Below are 16,391 nucleotides of genomic sequence, written 5' to 3' on the forward strand. Positions count from 1 at the left end.
GTAAAAAAATACAACCCAAAGGCTGTATTTTCAATATATTTTTCAGTTGTTAGAATGGAGAAAGTGGCAAAGTCGGGTTATATCAGAATTCCGCCCATTTTTTCTCTTGTTATTTTCTCACTGAGGGTATATACTGGCCTTACATCAAATCGGGACAGCATTCTTTTGTCCCTTCGGGAATCTTTTCCCGCTGATGCATGATTCCGGCCATTCGGCCACAAATTTCAATATTTTATTTTTACAGACGGGGAACAAAGAAATCAACGGGAAAGAACTGAGCATTTATTGTATTTCACATCGTTCACTGGTACAATAAAAGTAATTTCAGTGTCTGACTGTTTGTCTTTGCTCCCTTTCGGAAAGGAGTCCTTATGACGAAGACGAACAGTCACAAACCAAAAACCAGTACACAAAACAAAAAAGTCAAAGACAGCGGTGCCAGGCTGATCTTCGGTGATCCCATCCTCTGCGCCCAGTTTCTTCGCGGATATACGGATATCGAACTTCTAAAAGATGTCCAGCCGGAAGATATTGAGGACGTCACAGATCGCTTCATCTCCGTATGGCAGGAAGAACGGGATTCCGATACGGTAAAGAAGATCCATCTGAAAAATCAGGAAGACATAGACACTCTTTATCTGATCACGCTGATCGAGCATCAGACCAAGGTGGACTATGACATGTCTTTCCGGATCCTCCGCTATATCGTCCTGATCCTGACAGATTATGCCGCAGAGGCCGAGAAAAAACAGGCTGGATGCACAGCTTTAAAGGGCTTCCGGTATCCTCCTGTTCTTCCAATTGTCTTCTATGATGGAGACCGGAACTGGACAGCTGCAAAAAACTTTCAGGAACGCACCGCACTTTCCGATCTTCTGGGAGAGTATATTCCAAACTTTCAGTATCTGGTCGTGCCGCTCTCCCGCTATTCCAATCAGGAGTTGATTGAAAAAGAAGATGAGTTGTCTTTGATCATGCTAATTGACAAACTGCGAAGCTCCGCCGAATTTCACGAACTCGCAGAAATTCCGGATGACTATTTGGAGAAGATCAGCCGTGACTCCCCTGAGTCTCTTTTAAAACTGATCGCCAAGATCATTGCGGCATTCCTGCATCGACTGAACATTCCGAAAGAAGAAATCGGCGACTTCACTGATCAAATCGAACGGAGGGATTTTACCATGTTGTTTGAGCATTTTGAAGCGTATGACGTGCAGGCGGAGAGAGCAAAAGCCGGGGCAAAAGGAGAAGCAAGGGGTAAAGCCGATTCCATACTGCTGCTTTTATCCGATCTTGGGGCGGTTCCGGAGGCACTTCGTGAACGGATCATGGACGAAACAGATATGGAATGTCTGGATCAATGGATCCGGGGCGCTGCCAGAGCTTCCTCTGTAGAGGAATTCACAGAGAAATATCTGCCTGATTTAAAAGAAGCATAACCAAAAGCAGGATGTACCTTTCATGTCGCCATGAACGTTGTACATCCTGTTTTTCTTTACGGAAACTTCCGTCCTCTTTTACGATTCTGTTTTCCTGAACATAATGCCTGCCGCCACATGCAGAAGAACCGCCGCTGCAATCATTCCTGCCGCTGCCAGTTTCCCGGTTGTCTCGGAGAGCAGTCCTGCAATCCATCCCAGATACGGAATGGAATACACGACCTGTCCTCTCAGCTGGTCATAGGACACCGGATTCGGATCTTCCTTTTCATTGGCGTCCCCTTTTGTCACAAACTCTCCCATCAGAGTCCGGTTTTCTACTACCCGGTGGGTGATCAGCGCGCCGCCTCCTCCATCGTAGGCGATTACATCTTCCGCCTGTATCTGCTCAGCTTTGGCTTTTCTTACATACACCAGGCTGCCGGTCGGAATCTCCGGCGCCATGCTGCCGCTGATGACCTCATAAACCTGAAACCCGAAGGCCCGGGGCACTGCCGCCGGGGCTGCGGCCACAACTACCAGAATCAGCAAAACCGTACCCAGTGCACTGCAAAATGCAGCCACTGGGTGAGTTTTTCTTTTCTCTTTGTTTTTCAATCCTGTCCGTCCTTTCGCTGTCTGATCCGGTTATCTGCGGAACTTCCGTATCAGCGCAAGGATCACACAGAGTGCCGCAAGACCTGCCACACCGATTCCGATGCCGGCTGCCAACGGAAGTCCGTCTTTTCCGGTCTCCTCCACTACGTCAGAGCCGTCCCCTGTCGGAGTCTCGTCTTCATCCAGATCTACAACACCCTGCGGGGTCTCGTCTGGATTGATGGTTTCTCCCTGGCCGTCTGCATTTTCTCCAGCTTCCTGGGTTCCCCCCTGTGCCTGCTCATCTGTTCCGGCTGTGCCTGCACCTCCGGCTGCTGTTCCGGTGCCGCCCGTCGTTCCGGCTGTACCGGCCGTCCCCGTACCACCGGCAGTTCCGGCTCCTCCTGCTGTCGTTCCCGCTCCTGCACCTGCAGCTCCTGCCACACCGGCTGCCTGAGCCGGAACCTGAATCGTCTGTACCGTATTCGTACCCGGAATTACAGTCGTGATCGTCACGATGTCACCCGGTTCCGTAATGACTTCCGGAGATGCATCCTGATATACAAAGGTAAATACATTCTCCGATGCATCTGCGGACAGCGTCCTGGTCAGTGCCAGGGCCTCTGGAAGATAGTTTTCGATATAGAGATAGGCTACCACCGGCTTATCTCCTACATTTCCATAATATGTCTGAGACGGTGCCAAAGTATTGCCGTCTTCATCTTCGTAATTGACCGTATAAGCCACCTGGTCTCCCCGGATTCCGTATGCTACCACGTAGTCAGCATCCTCGGTTACCCGGAATGCAGACGGTGCCAGACTTGCCGTGTCATTGTCCCGCGCGCTCGGACGTACGCCCTGTACATAATACCGGCTGTCATCTCCAGGCCGGACTGCTCCCTGCTGGATATCAAAGGAAACGGTATCGCCGGTCTGCAGGCCGCTGACCGTGATCCGGTCTCCGGTATTCTGGATGGAAACATTTCCCTGTCCTGCTACGGTCAGGCCTGATGCGCTTGCAAAGGTTCCCTGATTTCCCGCGTAAAAAGTCACGGTATAAGTATAATTATCCGCCGCGGATACCGGAAGGGCTGTCATCCCCAGAAGGGCTGCCGCCGCAATCAGGGACTGCATCACTTTTTTGATCTTTCTCATGACTGAAGCCCTCCTTCCCCGCTCCGGCGGTGTTTCTTGAAGTAAAGAACCGCAAATACCAGAAGAACGATTCCGCTGAACAGCATCAACGCGCTCAGAATAAGCAGCGGTGCGGTATCGCCGGTCTTCGGCGTCTGGTGCTGTGTCTCATATACTGTCGTCACGGTATTCTCGCCCCGCTCGGTTCGCTCAACGATCTGGTCCTCGCCTTTCTGAGTAATGGTCTCCGGCGCTGCCGTCTCTGCCGCGAAATTCATCTGCAGGGCTGCCAGTGTGTTCTGATAGCCGTTTCCCTGCGTCTCGCCGTCCAGAGTAACACTTAAGTTCACTTCTCCGTCCGCTCCCGGAGCCAGCTGATCCAGATACAGGAAGTCTTCCAGAGCGTCCGTTGCCTGATGAAGTCCTTCTCCGGACTGAGATGCTCCTTCTCCTCCTACGGTGTTGCTGTCATAAAGGATGGTCTCCTCCCCTGCGTCATCTGTATAGACAAGCCGGTAGGTGTAGGCACCTCCCTCGGCTTCGCTTCCTTCTTCCAGGCTCTGCAGAATTTCATTGGAAAGATACCAGTCCATCGCCTCTTCACCGGAATTTTTAATCGCCACCTGCAGGTCCATGGTATCTCCCGGCAGGATTCCGTAAATCTCCTCTGCCATCTCGTCGGAGCTGAAATTACTCTGCATTTCCTCCCCGTCAAACTCCACCAGCCAGTTCCGGCTTCCTGTCAGCTCTTCCGCATGGACCGGTCCCATACACCAGGCCGGAACCACAAGGGCCGCGCTGCAGGCCGATGCCAGGATCAGGCTGCACATTTTCTTTCTCATAATGTTGTACCCCCTCTATTCCAGACTGATGCCGGTCCCGTCTTCGGAAGCCGTCACATCCACGCCCCATGCACTCTTGATGGCGTCTTCCGCATTGTGGGTCTGGACTGCGTCCGCCTCTGCTTCAATCCGGAACTGATAGCCGTCATAATCATAGGACGTCTCAATCGTCTTGTATCCGTTTTCATCCTCCGTCACCGTCTCGGTTACCTTGGTCAGAACCGCAGGATCAATCCGCAGGGTGTCGGACAGGTCCGGTGTACTCTCGCCCGGCGCCAGTGCTCTTGTATAATACAGCACCGTCCGCTCTGCAGTAGAGGCTGATTCATCGATCACCCAGCCGCTTCCTTCCGTCAGGTTCAGATCAATAAGATCCGGTGACAAGGTCGTATCTTTCTCTCCTTCCGGACCCGCCCAGCTCTTTTTGAGCACGACCCGGACAAAAGAATCAATAGACCCGCTGTTGCTGACGGATAACGTCTCGTCATACGCCTTTCCCGGCTGAATGGTTTCCCCTTCTTCCAGAAGACCTTCCAGCAAGGTTCCTTTCGTCTCGCTCCACCGGCTGTCCTCGGTGTAATCCCGGCTGCTGATGGCATTTCCGTTTTCCTTTAACGTCACGCCGATTCGTGATACCTGAATCCGGGCACCGTAGTTTTCACTGTAATAAGTCAGGGCTGCCCGGGTGCTTCCAACCGTACTTCCGATTAAAAGCAGGGCAGACGCGCCGATCAGTGCTGCCGGCACAATCGGGAACGTGTGCTTGTTGTTTTTCTTTTTCATTATTCAGCCACCTCCCCGTCAGCCTCGGTATAGGATGATTCTGTGGAATCCGCTACCGCATTCCAGTCGGCATAAGGATTGCCGTTCTCATCATACAGAACCGGTGTACATTCCTGAACCACAATTACGTTGAAATCCTGATCCAGTCCGGTACTGTCGATCTTGATCTTCATCTCATCGGAGGACTCGCCCGGTGCTACAATGTCACTGTAATAATAGTAATCATCCGCTCCCGGTGTCCATTTTCCGCTTTCATCGGAAAAGCTAAGCCTTCCTTCCAGCTGGCTTCCCGCAAAGACTTTCACCCGCACATAGCAGGAATAGTCTCCGGTATTCTGCACACGGATGTGCTTCGTCCAGTCGGATACTTCCTCACCCGGAATGGTGGTGGTCATGCCAAGACTTAATGTCTGGCTTCCCTCCGCTTCCGCATAGGTGGTGAAATATGCCATGGCGCTGCCTGCTGTGGCTCCTGCTGCAAGAATACAGGCCGCGGCAGCCAGACCTATGGTCTTTTTACTCCATCCTTTTCTCATCTCGTCTCCCCCTTTATTCCTCTGCCGCCGTGTTGTCACGCAGCTGGTTCCATTCCCAGGTGCCGGAGCCGCTCTGTCCGGCCTCCCGTGCGCCTTCCGCTTCCGTGTAATCAAAGTGGTTTACTACGCCGGAGCCGCCGTTCAGTCCATGGTCATATGTATTGGTAAAGGAAACCTGTACCGGAGAACCGGCTGTTCCGTCCGCCAGGATTTCCACGGTCTGTGATGCCGCGCCGGTATTCTCATAGCTGGATCCGCTGTAGACCTCGGTTACCGTTACTTCGGATCCTGCCGGAATGTCTTCCACCAGGATCTGTCTGGTGCCTGCCCGGTCAAATGCCACGGAAACCACATCGCTGTACACCACTTCGTCCTCTTTTACCGCTTCCACGGAAAAGACAAAGGTCGCTCCGCCGACTGTTGCATTGTAGGATGTCAGCGTTTTCTCAATCTCCAGATCTCCCAGCCGCTCTTCCTGATCCGGTTTCAATCCGGTAGTCACATCATATACCCAGTCATCCGATCCGCCGGATCCATAGTAATTGTTTGGCAGGGACAACAGAAACGGGCTGAACGTATAAGTGTATTCCGGAGACTGTACTTCTTCTGCCTCCACCAGATACATGCCCGTCGGCAGGCCGTCCTCTGTCCCGGTTCCTCCGGTTACGGTAAGCTCTGCATTTGCTTCCGGGGTCTGCTCCTTGACAAGATCGGATGCTGTTTTCGCTTTTTCTTCCCATTCCTGAGCGGACGTGTCACTGTCCACCTCAGAAAGCTTCAGGCTTTCATAGCCCGGCAGCATCGTATAATTTCCACTTTCGCTGACTTCCGCCACCCGGTACAGCTTCACCGGAATGGATAAGCTTTTCAGTTCTTCACTGCTTCCATCCAGCTCCACCGTCACCGAACATTCCCGGCCGGTCTCAACTGCCGTCGCCGCCGTAACGTGGGAAACCAGCCCTGTCTGCCATGCCAGCGCCAGAGCCAGCATGACTGCTCCTCCCTGTCTGATTCGTTTTCTCATCTTCAATCGTTACCCTCCTCTGATCTCTTCTTGCTTCGCTCTGATCCGGTTACTCCTGCTTCTTTTCCTTTCCCTGCCGTTTCGGTTTCATCAAAAACCGCAAAAGCAGGATGACAAGGAAAGTCACCGCAAGACCCAGAATCAGATACAACATATAGTAATCCTGTATGGACTGCAGCATGGATTCTGCTGCCGTAGGTTCCACATCTTCCTCCCCATTGTACGGCACTCTCACGCCCCGGACTAACAGCCGGTGGGAATTGACGCCGTATGGAGTACAGGTAAATAAGGTTACATAGTCTTTTCCTTCTTCTGTCTGGAGGGCTGCCTCCAGTGTTTCATGGTCGTCTTTGTCTACCATGTCCAGGATCTGGTCCACCTGGTATGCCAGAACTTCATCCAGCACATGGATGTAAAATTTATCTCCCTCCTGTAACTGATCCACGTCAGTAAAGAGCCTTGCACTTGGCAGTCCCCGGTGGGCCGCCAGCACGCTGTGGGTACTCTCCCCTCCGATCGGAAGGGCCGTCCCGTCCAGATGGCCGATGCCCGTCTGCAGGACCTCGTCGGAGGTACCGTGATAAATTGACAGTTTCACATCAATTTTCGGGATAGAGAGATATCCCATCACTCCGTCTCCCGCGATATTCAACACCTGCCAGTAAGCAGTATTTTCCGCTTCCTTTCCGTCTTCCCCGAACACATCTCCGTAGATATTATTCTGAGGAATCGTGGCGTTGAAGCTTCGGGCTGCCTCCCATTCTCTTGTAAAATCTTCCGGCTCCATCTCTTCCACCGTATCTTCATAGGAAGAAATAAGACGGTTCTGCCGGTAGGTGTTCCACTGGTCCGCCACCGTAGGGTAGACCAGAACGCCAAAGCCAATGAGGAACATCAGGCCGAACAGGATGCCGGGAATCTTTTTCTTCATCCTCTAGTCCCTCCCCTGATGTCTTTTCCTGCTGCTTTTCTTTCCCTGTCTCTTCCGTTCCCGGTAAGAAAGGTATCCGATAAAGGCAGCCGTTACAGCAAGCCCCGCAGCTACCCAGAGCAGGTAATTGGTATGAAGGCTGGTTCCGAACAGGGCGTTTGCCTGTTCCTCTTCTACCTCTTCCGGCACATACGGCACACGGTGTCCCCGCACCAGAAGGCGGTCACTGTTGACCCCGTACGGGGTACAGGTGAGCAGTGTCACCAGATCTTCTCCTTCTTCTACCGCAAGGCTTTCGGTTTCCTTCGGCTCCACCACCAGGATCTGATCCACCTCATAGCAGAGGGTGTCATCCAGCACATGGATCAGGAAATGATCTCCTTCCTCCAGCTGGTCCAGATCGGTGAACAGGGATGCACTCGGCAGTCCCCGGTGGGCCGAGATTACGGCGTGGGTACTCTCCCCGCCGACCGGAAGGGAACTTCCCTCCAGATGGCCCGCGGCTTTTTCCAGCACTTCTTCCGATGTGGTGTGGTAGATCGGAAGATTCACATCGATCTTCGGGATCTCCACCATTCCCATCATCCCGTCCCCTGTAATATTCAGACAGGACATGTATTCCTCGTCCGGTTCATCGGACGCTTCCGCTACCGCAAAAGAATCCGGAAGGATGGATGGAAGCAGTGCCTCATTGTAAGCCTGCGCTTTCGCCCACTCAGCATCGTAGTCAATCTCTCCGGCCTCCTCTTTCCGGGCGACCGTGTCCTCATAACTGCTGATGAGCCTCTGCTGCCGGTAATTGTTCCACTGGTTTGCCACAAAAGGATACAGCAGCAAGGACAGACCAGCTAAAAATAACAGAATCATTGCAATCGTCAAAATCAGTCGTTTTCGTTTCATCCGGGCTCTCCTTGTTGTTGTAGTTTGTTATCATTTGATTTCTTCTTTATATAGAAGAAAAATTGTATCCGGCAGGGCCGCCGGGCGGGGATGAAATCCCCCGCTCCCGGGCTTCTGCCGTATGTAGTGAAGTTTTAGATGTTTGATTTCCCTGCTGTCAGCAGTCAGGAATCAAAACTGAACTTTAGTTTTCACCGTGTTTTCTGCGGCTTGCGAAGTACAGGCCTGCAGCAGCGATCATGATGACACATCCGCCGATGGTGAAGATTGTGGTACCGATACCACCAGTGGATGGAAGGGAAGCAAGTTTAGTATTCTCTACTGTTTCTTCTCCCGTTAATATTTCTGATGCTGTTCCACCTTCAACTTCTAGTTTTGCTGAACCATCTACACCACTTGGATCATTTTTAATATGATATCCTTCCGGCGCTGTAATTTCCTTGAATTTATATGTTCCAACATCCAAGCCCTTAAGAACCAACGTTCCATCACTGCCTGTTACAACTTCTGTAATTGCTCCATCTTCATCATAAACATAAACCCCTTCTTCAAGTTCAGTGAATGTCAATGGCTCATTTCCATCATCTTTTCTAACTTCAAATCCAGCTCCTGCTAGTGTTTTCTCCGTATTATCTGCATCCACTTTTTTCAAAGTAATTGTACCAGTATAAATATCAACTGGTTCACTATTATGCTGCTCCCCTCCTACATGGCTTGCAGCGGTATTATGTACTGTTTCCCCTGTTACTTTTACTGTATATGTCACAATAATTTCTTTTCCAGCATTTTCATTATCTTCGGTAATGAGATTTGATAAATCAATTTCGAAACTATTATCTGTAATTACAAAATCTGATGCGTCATATTCTGAAATTGGAGTATTATTAGGAGTTCCAACATATTCTACTTTTGCAACAGCATTAGGTCCTGTTAAATAATAATCTGCACCTGAAAGTGTATCCACGATGCTAAACTTTTTATTGATATCAGAAGGATCAATAAATGGAACATGAGCTCTGATCGTATATGTTACGATATCATCTACAGCTACTACATGATCAGGATCGTCTGTCCCCTTTACTACAGTCTCTGGAGAACGCTTCGCTGTAATTTCAGCATCGGTAAGAGATGGATAATCATATTTAATGCCATCGATCGTTACTTCTCCAAATCCTACATATGCTGCCATAGTGTTGTATGTATATCCTTCCTGCTCTGCTGTAATTAAATATACCCCTGCCTGTTTTACCTCAAATGGATTTGCTGTAGCTAGTGTATAATCAATAATACTTGGACTTGCATTTACAATTCCACTTAATGCATTTGCTATTTGTGTAGTATTTATATTTGTATCTTTGTCTTTTTGAGTGTCTATCAACTTCTTAATAACATCTTGCGCCGAGAGATTCGGGGTCTCCTCCGTTGTAAATGCATTAATAAAACATTTAGCAACATTATCGTTAACAAAATCCCATCCTGTTACTTTATTTTGTGCTGGTTTTATAATCTGTGCATATTGAAGTTGTACTCCATTTGGATTAGTGTCCACATTATAAAGAGACAATGGATTACCATCGCTATCTTGAATTTTAATGTAAGCACTCTCCCTTGTAGCTGCAAATGTCGTCAACGACATTCCCATTACCATTGCCAAGGTTAATAACAAGGCCATTACTTTTCTTAATTTCCTCATAATTCTCTCCTTTTCTTTAATTCTTTTTGTTGTTTTCAGCTTCCACCTTAAAAATTCTGCCGTTCTTTTCTGCTGTGGCGGATATGCTGAATGGTTATTTATACTCCTACTTTTTCAGCACCTCCCTGTCCTTAAGCTTATATAAAATCAACGTTCCTGCCATTAAGAGCAGTGCTCCGCCGATTGTATACCCGAAGATTCCTGGGCCGCCTGCAGAAGGAAGATCATATAGCGCTTTATTTTTAATTTGAATCTGCCAAGGATCTTCCGAATTAATTCGCCACATAGTACACGTACCACCTGAAATTTCCTCCCCAGTCTGACCATTTACTAATGTAATTGTTTCTGTAGTGGCATCTACTTTAAAACAAATATCTTCATTTAATAATTGGAAACCTAACGGAGCAACAACCTCTTTCAATTTGTAATAGCCAGATTGTAATCCCTTTAACTCAATTCCATTAGTCTCTGTAGAATTAACTACCTCATATCTTTTTATCGGGCTAGTCTCCCACTGAATATCTGCGTTTTCTTCCGCTTTACTTCCTTTATACAAATCAAATTGAGCACCAGCTTGTTGATTCCCTGGGTCATAGCTGCTTCCGTATTTTTGAAGATCGACATCCATAACCTTTAGCTTATATTCATTTACAACCTCGATTTCAGCATTGGTTCCTTTCGTTCTTTCATAAATACTTGCAATGGCGCTTGTCCATACATCTTTTGTCGAAAATTCCATGTGTGTTACGTTATCTACAGCCTTTATGGATATTGTGCCTTTTGGGGTACTGTATCCATCATCACCTTCATCGTATCCACTATAGAAGGATGTATTAGTGATATTCATTTTCCCCCAGTTGTTGCCATTTGGCTTCGATTTTATCGCCAAAATAATAGCTTTTCTTTCTTCATAGGAAACTGGCGTCTTTGTCCAGACAAAATAACTATCACCTCCATCTAACCTTGCGGCTACAATATTTGCTTCAAACTTTAAATCCACACTGCTATTTGAATGTATTTCACCTGCAAAATGATCCTCGTCTAATACAAATGTGGGCGGTTCAGTTGTTACTTTTGTTGCATTTTTCGTGATATCAACACTTGTCCCATTTACTGTTGTCGTTACCTCATAAGCCGGTAGCGTACTTCCTTTTTCTTTAATCCAATATGTTCCCCCTTTTAATCCTTCCAAATACCATAAATATGTAACACTGCCATCACTATTAGTTGTTCTGCTTTCATACGAATCTGAATCTAATGTTAGGCTTCCTACTTTATCGTCATCCGTACATTGTTCTTTATCAAACACTTCTATACCAAATTCCGAAAGCTGAGCAATTTCTGCATCTGTCAAACCTTTAAAAGTTTTCTGTACTTTTATAAAGGTTGTATCTGGAGCTGATTTATATGAATTCGTAACTGTAACTGCTGCATTACTTCCCAGGATAAATTTTCCTTCTGCTTTATTTTCTTCACTAATAACATTTGCGGTATTTAATTTAATCTCATATTTAGGTGAAACATAAACATTTTCATTTAGATCTACTTCAGTAACCTCAAATGTCGTTCCTGCTGGAAAACCTGTCGTGGTATTCTCAGATGTTTTGACATTTCCTAAAATCGTAATTATCTGCCCTGCTTTAAATGTGATTTTTCCATCTCCCGTCTTACACTTAGTACCTTGACCTGGTTGTGTCCCAACAAGATATTCCCCAACATATGCATGTCCTCCAGCCTTTACCAATACAGTAAAATCTTCATTAGAAGCATTTTCGCCTTTCAGCTTTTTCTCGATATAAAGCTGCTGCATATTGTTAGCGTTACATCGATTGTGAAAGACTATCAGTTCATTATTGCCTGCTACTAACTCTTTACTCTCTGCATATGCATTTGTGTCTGTATTGCCCAGATTCGTATCGCCTGTCGCATCAGATACTCCGCTTGATGTTATAGTCACCTGATCATATTCGCCCTTGGTGATTCCTATTTCCTTTACTTTATACAGCATAGTCGCTGGGATATTATAAAAAGTCGCCATTTCTCCGTGTTTTAATGAAAAAACTCCGTCTTCTCCCAACGCCTTTTTTATACCTTCTGCTGTACTTCCTGTTTGTGTCACTACATAATCAAGATAGTCCTTACACTCTGTGTTCTGAGATGTGACTTTTTCATTCTCCTCGATAGTACCGTTCTCATTCGTATCCAGATATAACTCAAACTGGAATTCTACATCCGTATACGCTCCTGTAGTATAATTATCAATAACTTTTTGGATAGAAATAGCTTCTGATGGAATAAAGGGAATATTAAACCTTAATCTACAGTTGGAAGCACCTTCACCTCTCTCTAAATAATAAAAATTAATCTTATGGTCTGAATAGTTCTCAAATGTATTTCCTGAAAATCCTGAAGTATCTCTTCCCGCATCTTCAAACAAATCTTTAAGATTAGTCTTTCGCTGTCCTGTAACCTGAACATCACCTGTTGCAAAATTGATACTTCCACTTAAGGCATCGTGAATACCTCCAATATCTAGTACTAGCACTCCGTCTATAAATACCCAAACATCATCATCACCAGTAAAGTTAAATACCATATTCTGGTTATTTACCTTGCCGCCTGCTGGTTGGATAAACGAAGCATCCATCGTCATTCCAAAAAAGCAATTTTTATTAGTATGGCCTGTTCCCGTTTCAAAATTTCTTAATGTATCCTTCTTAATGGTGCTGTTTGAAGCCAGAGTATTAAATGGGAAGAAATTTCCTATCATATAGCAATTCGCTTCTCCACTTGGAGCCGCTGGTACATCGTATACCACAAAATCTCCTCCATCACCTTGTGCTTTATCATAATATGCATAGTTATTACTGCTATTATATTCATAATATCCATTCTCATCTAAGGTGAATAAATGATTTACATCCTTAAAAACTTCTTTTCCACTAACAGGGCTCGTAGAGAAGAGATAGGAGGCATCAGATTCTTTTCCGGCATCTATTTTGAATTCAGGATAAGTATATTGACCATTCCCATCAGTCGACATTTCTTTTTTGAAAATACCAGTGTATACCGCGTCATCTCCTGTTCCACTATGATATTTATTCCACGCACCTCCTATTTCGCTATTACCATCAGTAAATTTAAAATTCATCCCTGAATTTATACCTTGATCTGAAGATGTAGCTGTATAGTCAAACAAATTCACATGAATACCCTTTGCCCGGCTATCTACAGTTTCTATAGTCCCTAATGACTGACTGCTCTTTGCCCTGTAGATAAACCATATTGTTTGGTCACTCACATATTGCCACTGTCCATTTTTTTCTGTTTTATATTGAATTCGGTAGCCATCATTATTTTTACGTAATGAATAAATCTCCTTATCCGAACTATAGCTCTGCCCAATTACGGCTCTTTGAAAATCATATTTTTCAGTTATACTGTTAAGTGCCGAATCGTTAGCAAGGCTTTCTACTGTTTGCTCTCCACTAACATCAAACTTTCGATAGTTATCATTCCCATTTATTCGATTCCCGGATTCATCTACAAGCTGAACTTGAATAGTTGAATAATCTCCCCAGTATATCGTAAACGTCGAAAAGCTCTCCGCAACTAGCTCTACTTTCTCGACTTCCGCTTTTTCCGTAGTCTGGACTTCTGCCTTTTCTGTCATATCCTCTACCACGATACCATCTTCCGCGCTCTCATCTTCTTTCAGATGTTTTACCGCTACAGTAGCATCTTCAGAGACACCTTCCGGTACAGCTGCTTTTTTAAAGTCGATGACTACTTTCACATCACCGCTTGGCTCTACTTCTTTGCCATCCACAAGAAAGCTGATATCGTAAGCCAGGAAACCTTCCATGATTTCCTTATTCTTATCGCTGTCTTCGCTCAGTTTCTTTTCTGTCAGATCATACTGATCATTGATTTTCTTTGCCTCAGCTTTTTCCTCTTCGGACATCTGATCAGTGATTTCTTTCTTCACAATCGGAGTAACAGAAAGTTCTGCGCCTTCTGGTACGATTCCTTCATCTGCCGTAACTTTTACAGTGACTTCACTATTTTCATAAGTCTCATTAAATGCAGGAGAAACACCTGCCTCTTCCTTCGTTTCCTGAGTTTCCTCTGTCGGTGTTGTTGTTTCAGTCTCTTCCGGCTGTGTCTCTACTGCCTCATTCTGTGTTTCTGTCCCGGAAGTTTCCGCAGATGTAGTCTGATCCTGCGTATTCTGTGCAGTCTGATCTGTCTCTGTCTGTGTTGTCTCTCCGCCGGAAGCTTCCTCTGTCGGCTGAGCGGCTGTCGTTTCTTCCGGCTGTGTCTGCGCTGCTTCTTCGGTCTGCTTTGTTTCTGTCTGGTTCTCGGTCTCCGTTTGGGGTTGTGTTTCCGTTTCCGCAGTCTGCACATCCGTCGAAGTACTTTCCGTCTCCTGCGCCGTCGTCCTGGCAGCTGCCGTCTCTTCCACCGCAGGCACTGTTCCTGCATCTGCTTCCGCAAGTGTGGACATTCCCGTGCTCAGCATCAAAACCATGCAAAGCACGCTTGCTATGACTCTCTTCCTTCTTTTACTTTTCATGGTCTCCTCCTTTAGCTTCCGCTTTCTTTTCTATTGCCTGATCCATCAGTTTCAATTTCCTTCCCCCTTCTTTTCTTTCTTAATCGAAACAAATCTCCCCTCAGTCAAGCAAAATACTGCAGGCACGCATTTGTTCCACCATATTCTGTAATTCCTGCCATTTCTTCCTGTCCCCGGAGTCCAGGCACTCATGATCCCCGATCCAGAGCCAGGGATAATGCCGGACAATTTCCATCAGCAGTTCCCCCGCCGTGGCGCCCATCCGGTTCGTCTGGATTTCGCACCGTGTACCGTAAATCGTGCCGAGGAAAAAGCGTCCTTCCGTATCAGACGTAACCTCTTCCACGGGAAGCCGGGTCCGGATTGTGCCGTCCTTCCCGCTCTGCTCAATACAGGCCAGCAGGATCCGGTCTTCATCCAGGCTGTCGGACTTTCCTTCCTCCGTTACAAACAGAATTCCATGGTTTATAAATTTCATCCTCTGGGGTGAGATTATGATGTCTCCCCGTTTCAGGCTACTGCATCTATTTTCCATATCTTTCCTCTGCCTCATTCCATAGAACGCAAACAACCACATAATATCAATTATGTGGTACATGGCTTTTCCTTAATTAAAAAGTGAAGTCCTGTTTTTCGGTGTCCCGTCGATTTTTCAAATGATATGTAAAAGGCGGGTGTTATTTTGATGTATAAAATTGTGAAATCTTCCGTCGCTGCATTGACGCAGTACGTTTTTTGCTATAAAATAGGGTAGAAAACTAAAAACTGGTGACTAGATGAGATAGGCCGACTTTGCATTACCACATAATTGATATTATGTGGTGTTTTTTATTTTCCCCTTTTCCCTCTTAAATCTGCAAGACGGTCATGCGATCGAGCTGTCTTTGATAGAGTTCTCCTGTATTGGAGGTATAGATTCTTGTCACGTTCAGGCTGCTGTGTCCGAGGACATCCGCAAGTCCTGTAAGGTCTTTGGTTGTCTGATAGTAGACTCTTGCAAACAGGTGGCGGAGATTGTGCGGAAAGATTTTCTCGCCGCTGACTCCCGCCTTTTCTTTCAACGCTTTCATCTCGCTCCAGAGATTGCTCCTGTCTTTTGGCTTTCCGTTTTTCGTCACGAAAATACAGCCTGACCGGATTTTCCGCGCTGCCGCATATATCAGCAGTTTTTTACGGATGCTTCCCGTCAGGAAGATTCTCCGGTATTTTCCTTTGTTGTGTACCTCGATTCTGCCCTTTTTCACCTGTTCCACCGTAAAATATTTCAGTTCGCTGACCCGGATTCCGGTGACAGCGATCGTTTCGATGCACAGGGCAAGCTGTGCCTTTCCCTCCGCTCTCGCTGTCTGCACCAGGCGTTTGTATTCTTTCCGGGTCAACTCTTTCTCCTCCTGCAAAAACAGGTTCTTCTGTGTTTTTACGCGCCGGATTTTAAGCTCGCAGTATCCGCAGAATATCAAAAACTGATTCAGAGCCGCCAGCATGGAATTCACGCTGTTTACCGCATAATGCTCGAGAAGCCATTCTTTATAAGAAAGAAGACGCGGCTTGTCCACTTCCTGATCTCCTCCAAGAAACGAAAAAAAGCACTTCAGATCCGTGATATATTTCCGGATTGTCGCCTCTGCATTTTCTCTTTCATACAGATACATCTCAAACTCCCTGATTTCTGTCCCCTGTATCTTCAATGTCACTTTTTCCTTCATACTGATTCCTCCTTGAACCTACTGTTCCCCATCTTTTACCCTTCTATTAAATAAAGATGGTTTGAACTTGAAAAAAGGTTCACCTTTTCGTTGATTCTGCCTTATTTTTCTGTCATAACTATCGGAATATGCTATGAATAGACGTTTTCTCCTTGCTTTTCCCCTCTTCCGGGTATATACTGTTCCTTATCAAATCGGGACAGTCATTCTTTTGTCCTTTGATTTCCAGCCGTTCGGCCACATTTTTCAAT

14 protein-coding genes are annotated in these 16,391 nt (G+C 46.5%); 2 read left to right on the forward strand and 12 right to left on the reverse strand.

Features of this window, described 5'->3' with window-relative positions; all coding sequences use genetic code 11:
- A partial coding sequence (locus FGQ85_RS18575; protein ID WP_207670228.1) for a hypothetical protein occupies positions 1 to 201 on the forward strand: 201 nt, incomplete at its 5' end.
- Between the two features lie 170 nt (positions 202 to 371).
- Entirely contained in the window at positions 372 to 1,439 is a 1,068-nt protein-coding gene (locus FGQ85_RS09575) for an Rpn family recombination-promoting nuclease/putative transposase (RefSeq protein WP_138373334.1), read from the forward strand.
- Positions 1,440 to 1,517: 78 nt separating this feature from the next.
- Here the strand turns inward: FGQ85_RS09575 and FGQ85_RS09580 are convergent, their stop codons facing one another.
- From FGQ85_RS09580 to FGQ85_RS09635, 12 genes are all read right to left on the reverse strand, one after another.
- A complete protein-coding gene (locus FGQ85_RS09580) occupies positions 1,518 to 2,036 on the reverse strand; it encodes a signal peptidase I (protein ID WP_243128532.1) in 519 nt (172 codons plus the stop codon).
- 30 nt (positions 2,037 to 2,066) lie between these two features.
- Positions 2,067 to 3,170 carry a MucBP domain-containing protein gene (locus FGQ85_RS18375; RefSeq protein WP_171027930.1) on the reverse strand — a complete coding sequence of 368 codons (1,104 nt, stop codon included), beginning with the start codon at positions 3,168 to 3,170 and terminating at the stop codon, positions 2,067 to 2,069.
- Complete coding sequence (locus FGQ85_RS09590) at positions 3,167 to 3,991, reverse strand: LPXTG cell wall anchor domain-containing protein (RefSeq protein ID WP_087169668.1); 825 nt, start codon at positions 3,989 to 3,991, stop codon at positions 3,167 to 3,169. Before FGQ85_RS09590 ends, FGQ85_RS18375 begins: the two co-directional genes overlap by 4 nt.
- A 15-nt stretch (positions 3,992 to 4,006) precedes the next feature.
- A complete protein-coding gene (locus tag FGQ85_RS09595; protein ID WP_087169667.1) occupies positions 4,007 to 4,774 on the reverse strand; it encodes a hypothetical protein in 768 nt (255 codons plus the stop codon).
- The gene (locus FGQ85_RS09600; RefSeq protein WP_138373335.1) at positions 4,774 to 5,310 is read right to left on the reverse strand and encodes a hypothetical protein; all 537 of its coding nucleotides are present in this window, start codon (positions 5,308 to 5,310) and stop codon (positions 4,774 to 4,776) included. Before FGQ85_RS09600 ends, FGQ85_RS09595 begins: the two co-directional genes overlap by 1 nt.
- Before the next feature lie 13 nt (positions 5,311 to 5,323).
- Positions 5,324 to 6,334, reverse strand: coding sequence for a DUF5979 domain-containing protein (locus FGQ85_RS09605; protein ID WP_138373336.1), 1,011 nt, complete (start codon positions 6,332 to 6,334; stop codon positions 5,324 to 5,326).
- A 49-nt stretch (positions 6,335 to 6,383) separates the two neighbouring features.
- Positions 6,384 to 7,265: a class C sortase gene (locus tag FGQ85_RS09610; RefSeq protein WP_138373337.1), complete on the reverse strand. Its 882-nt coding sequence runs from the start codon at positions 7,263 to 7,265 to the stop codon at positions 6,384 to 6,386.
- Positions 7,266 to 7,268: 3 nt separating this feature from the next.
- Positions 7,269 to 8,165 carry a class C sortase gene (locus FGQ85_RS09615; RefSeq protein ID WP_118637954.1) on the reverse strand — a complete coding sequence of 299 codons (897 nt, stop codon included), beginning with the start codon at positions 8,163 to 8,165 and terminating at the stop codon, positions 7,269 to 7,271.
- A gap of 184 nt (positions 8,166 to 8,349) precedes the next feature.
- A complete protein-coding gene (locus tag FGQ85_RS09620) occupies positions 8,350 to 9,858 on the reverse strand; it encodes a SpaA isopeptide-forming pilin-related protein (protein WP_138373338.1) in 1,509 nt (502 codons plus the stop codon).
- A 106-nt stretch (positions 9,859 to 9,964) separates the two neighbouring features.
- Positions 9,965 to 14,434, reverse strand: a complete 4,470-nt coding sequence (locus FGQ85_RS09625; RefSeq protein WP_138373339.1) for a fibro-slime domain-containing protein — start codon at positions 14,432 to 14,434, stop codon at positions 9,965 to 9,967.
- A gap of 100 nt (positions 14,435 to 14,534) precedes the next feature.
- Complete coding sequence (locus FGQ85_RS09630; RefSeq protein ID WP_087169660.1) at positions 14,535 to 14,912, reverse strand: hypothetical protein; 378 nt, start codon at positions 14,910 to 14,912, stop codon at positions 14,535 to 14,537.
- 370 nt (positions 14,913 to 15,282) lie between these two features.
- A complete protein-coding gene (locus FGQ85_RS09635) occupies positions 15,283 to 16,140 on the reverse strand; it encodes a tyrosine-type recombinase/integrase (RefSeq protein WP_087169659.1) in 858 nt (285 codons plus the stop codon).
- Positions 16,141 to 16,391 lie beyond the last annotated feature (251 nt).

It is taken from the genome of Pseudoflavonifractor sp. BSD2780061688st1 E11 (genome assembly GCF_005844125.1).
In the GTDB taxonomy this organism is placed as follows: Bacteria; Bacillota; Clostridia; order Lachnospirales; family Lachnospiraceae; genus Sellimonas; species Sellimonas catena.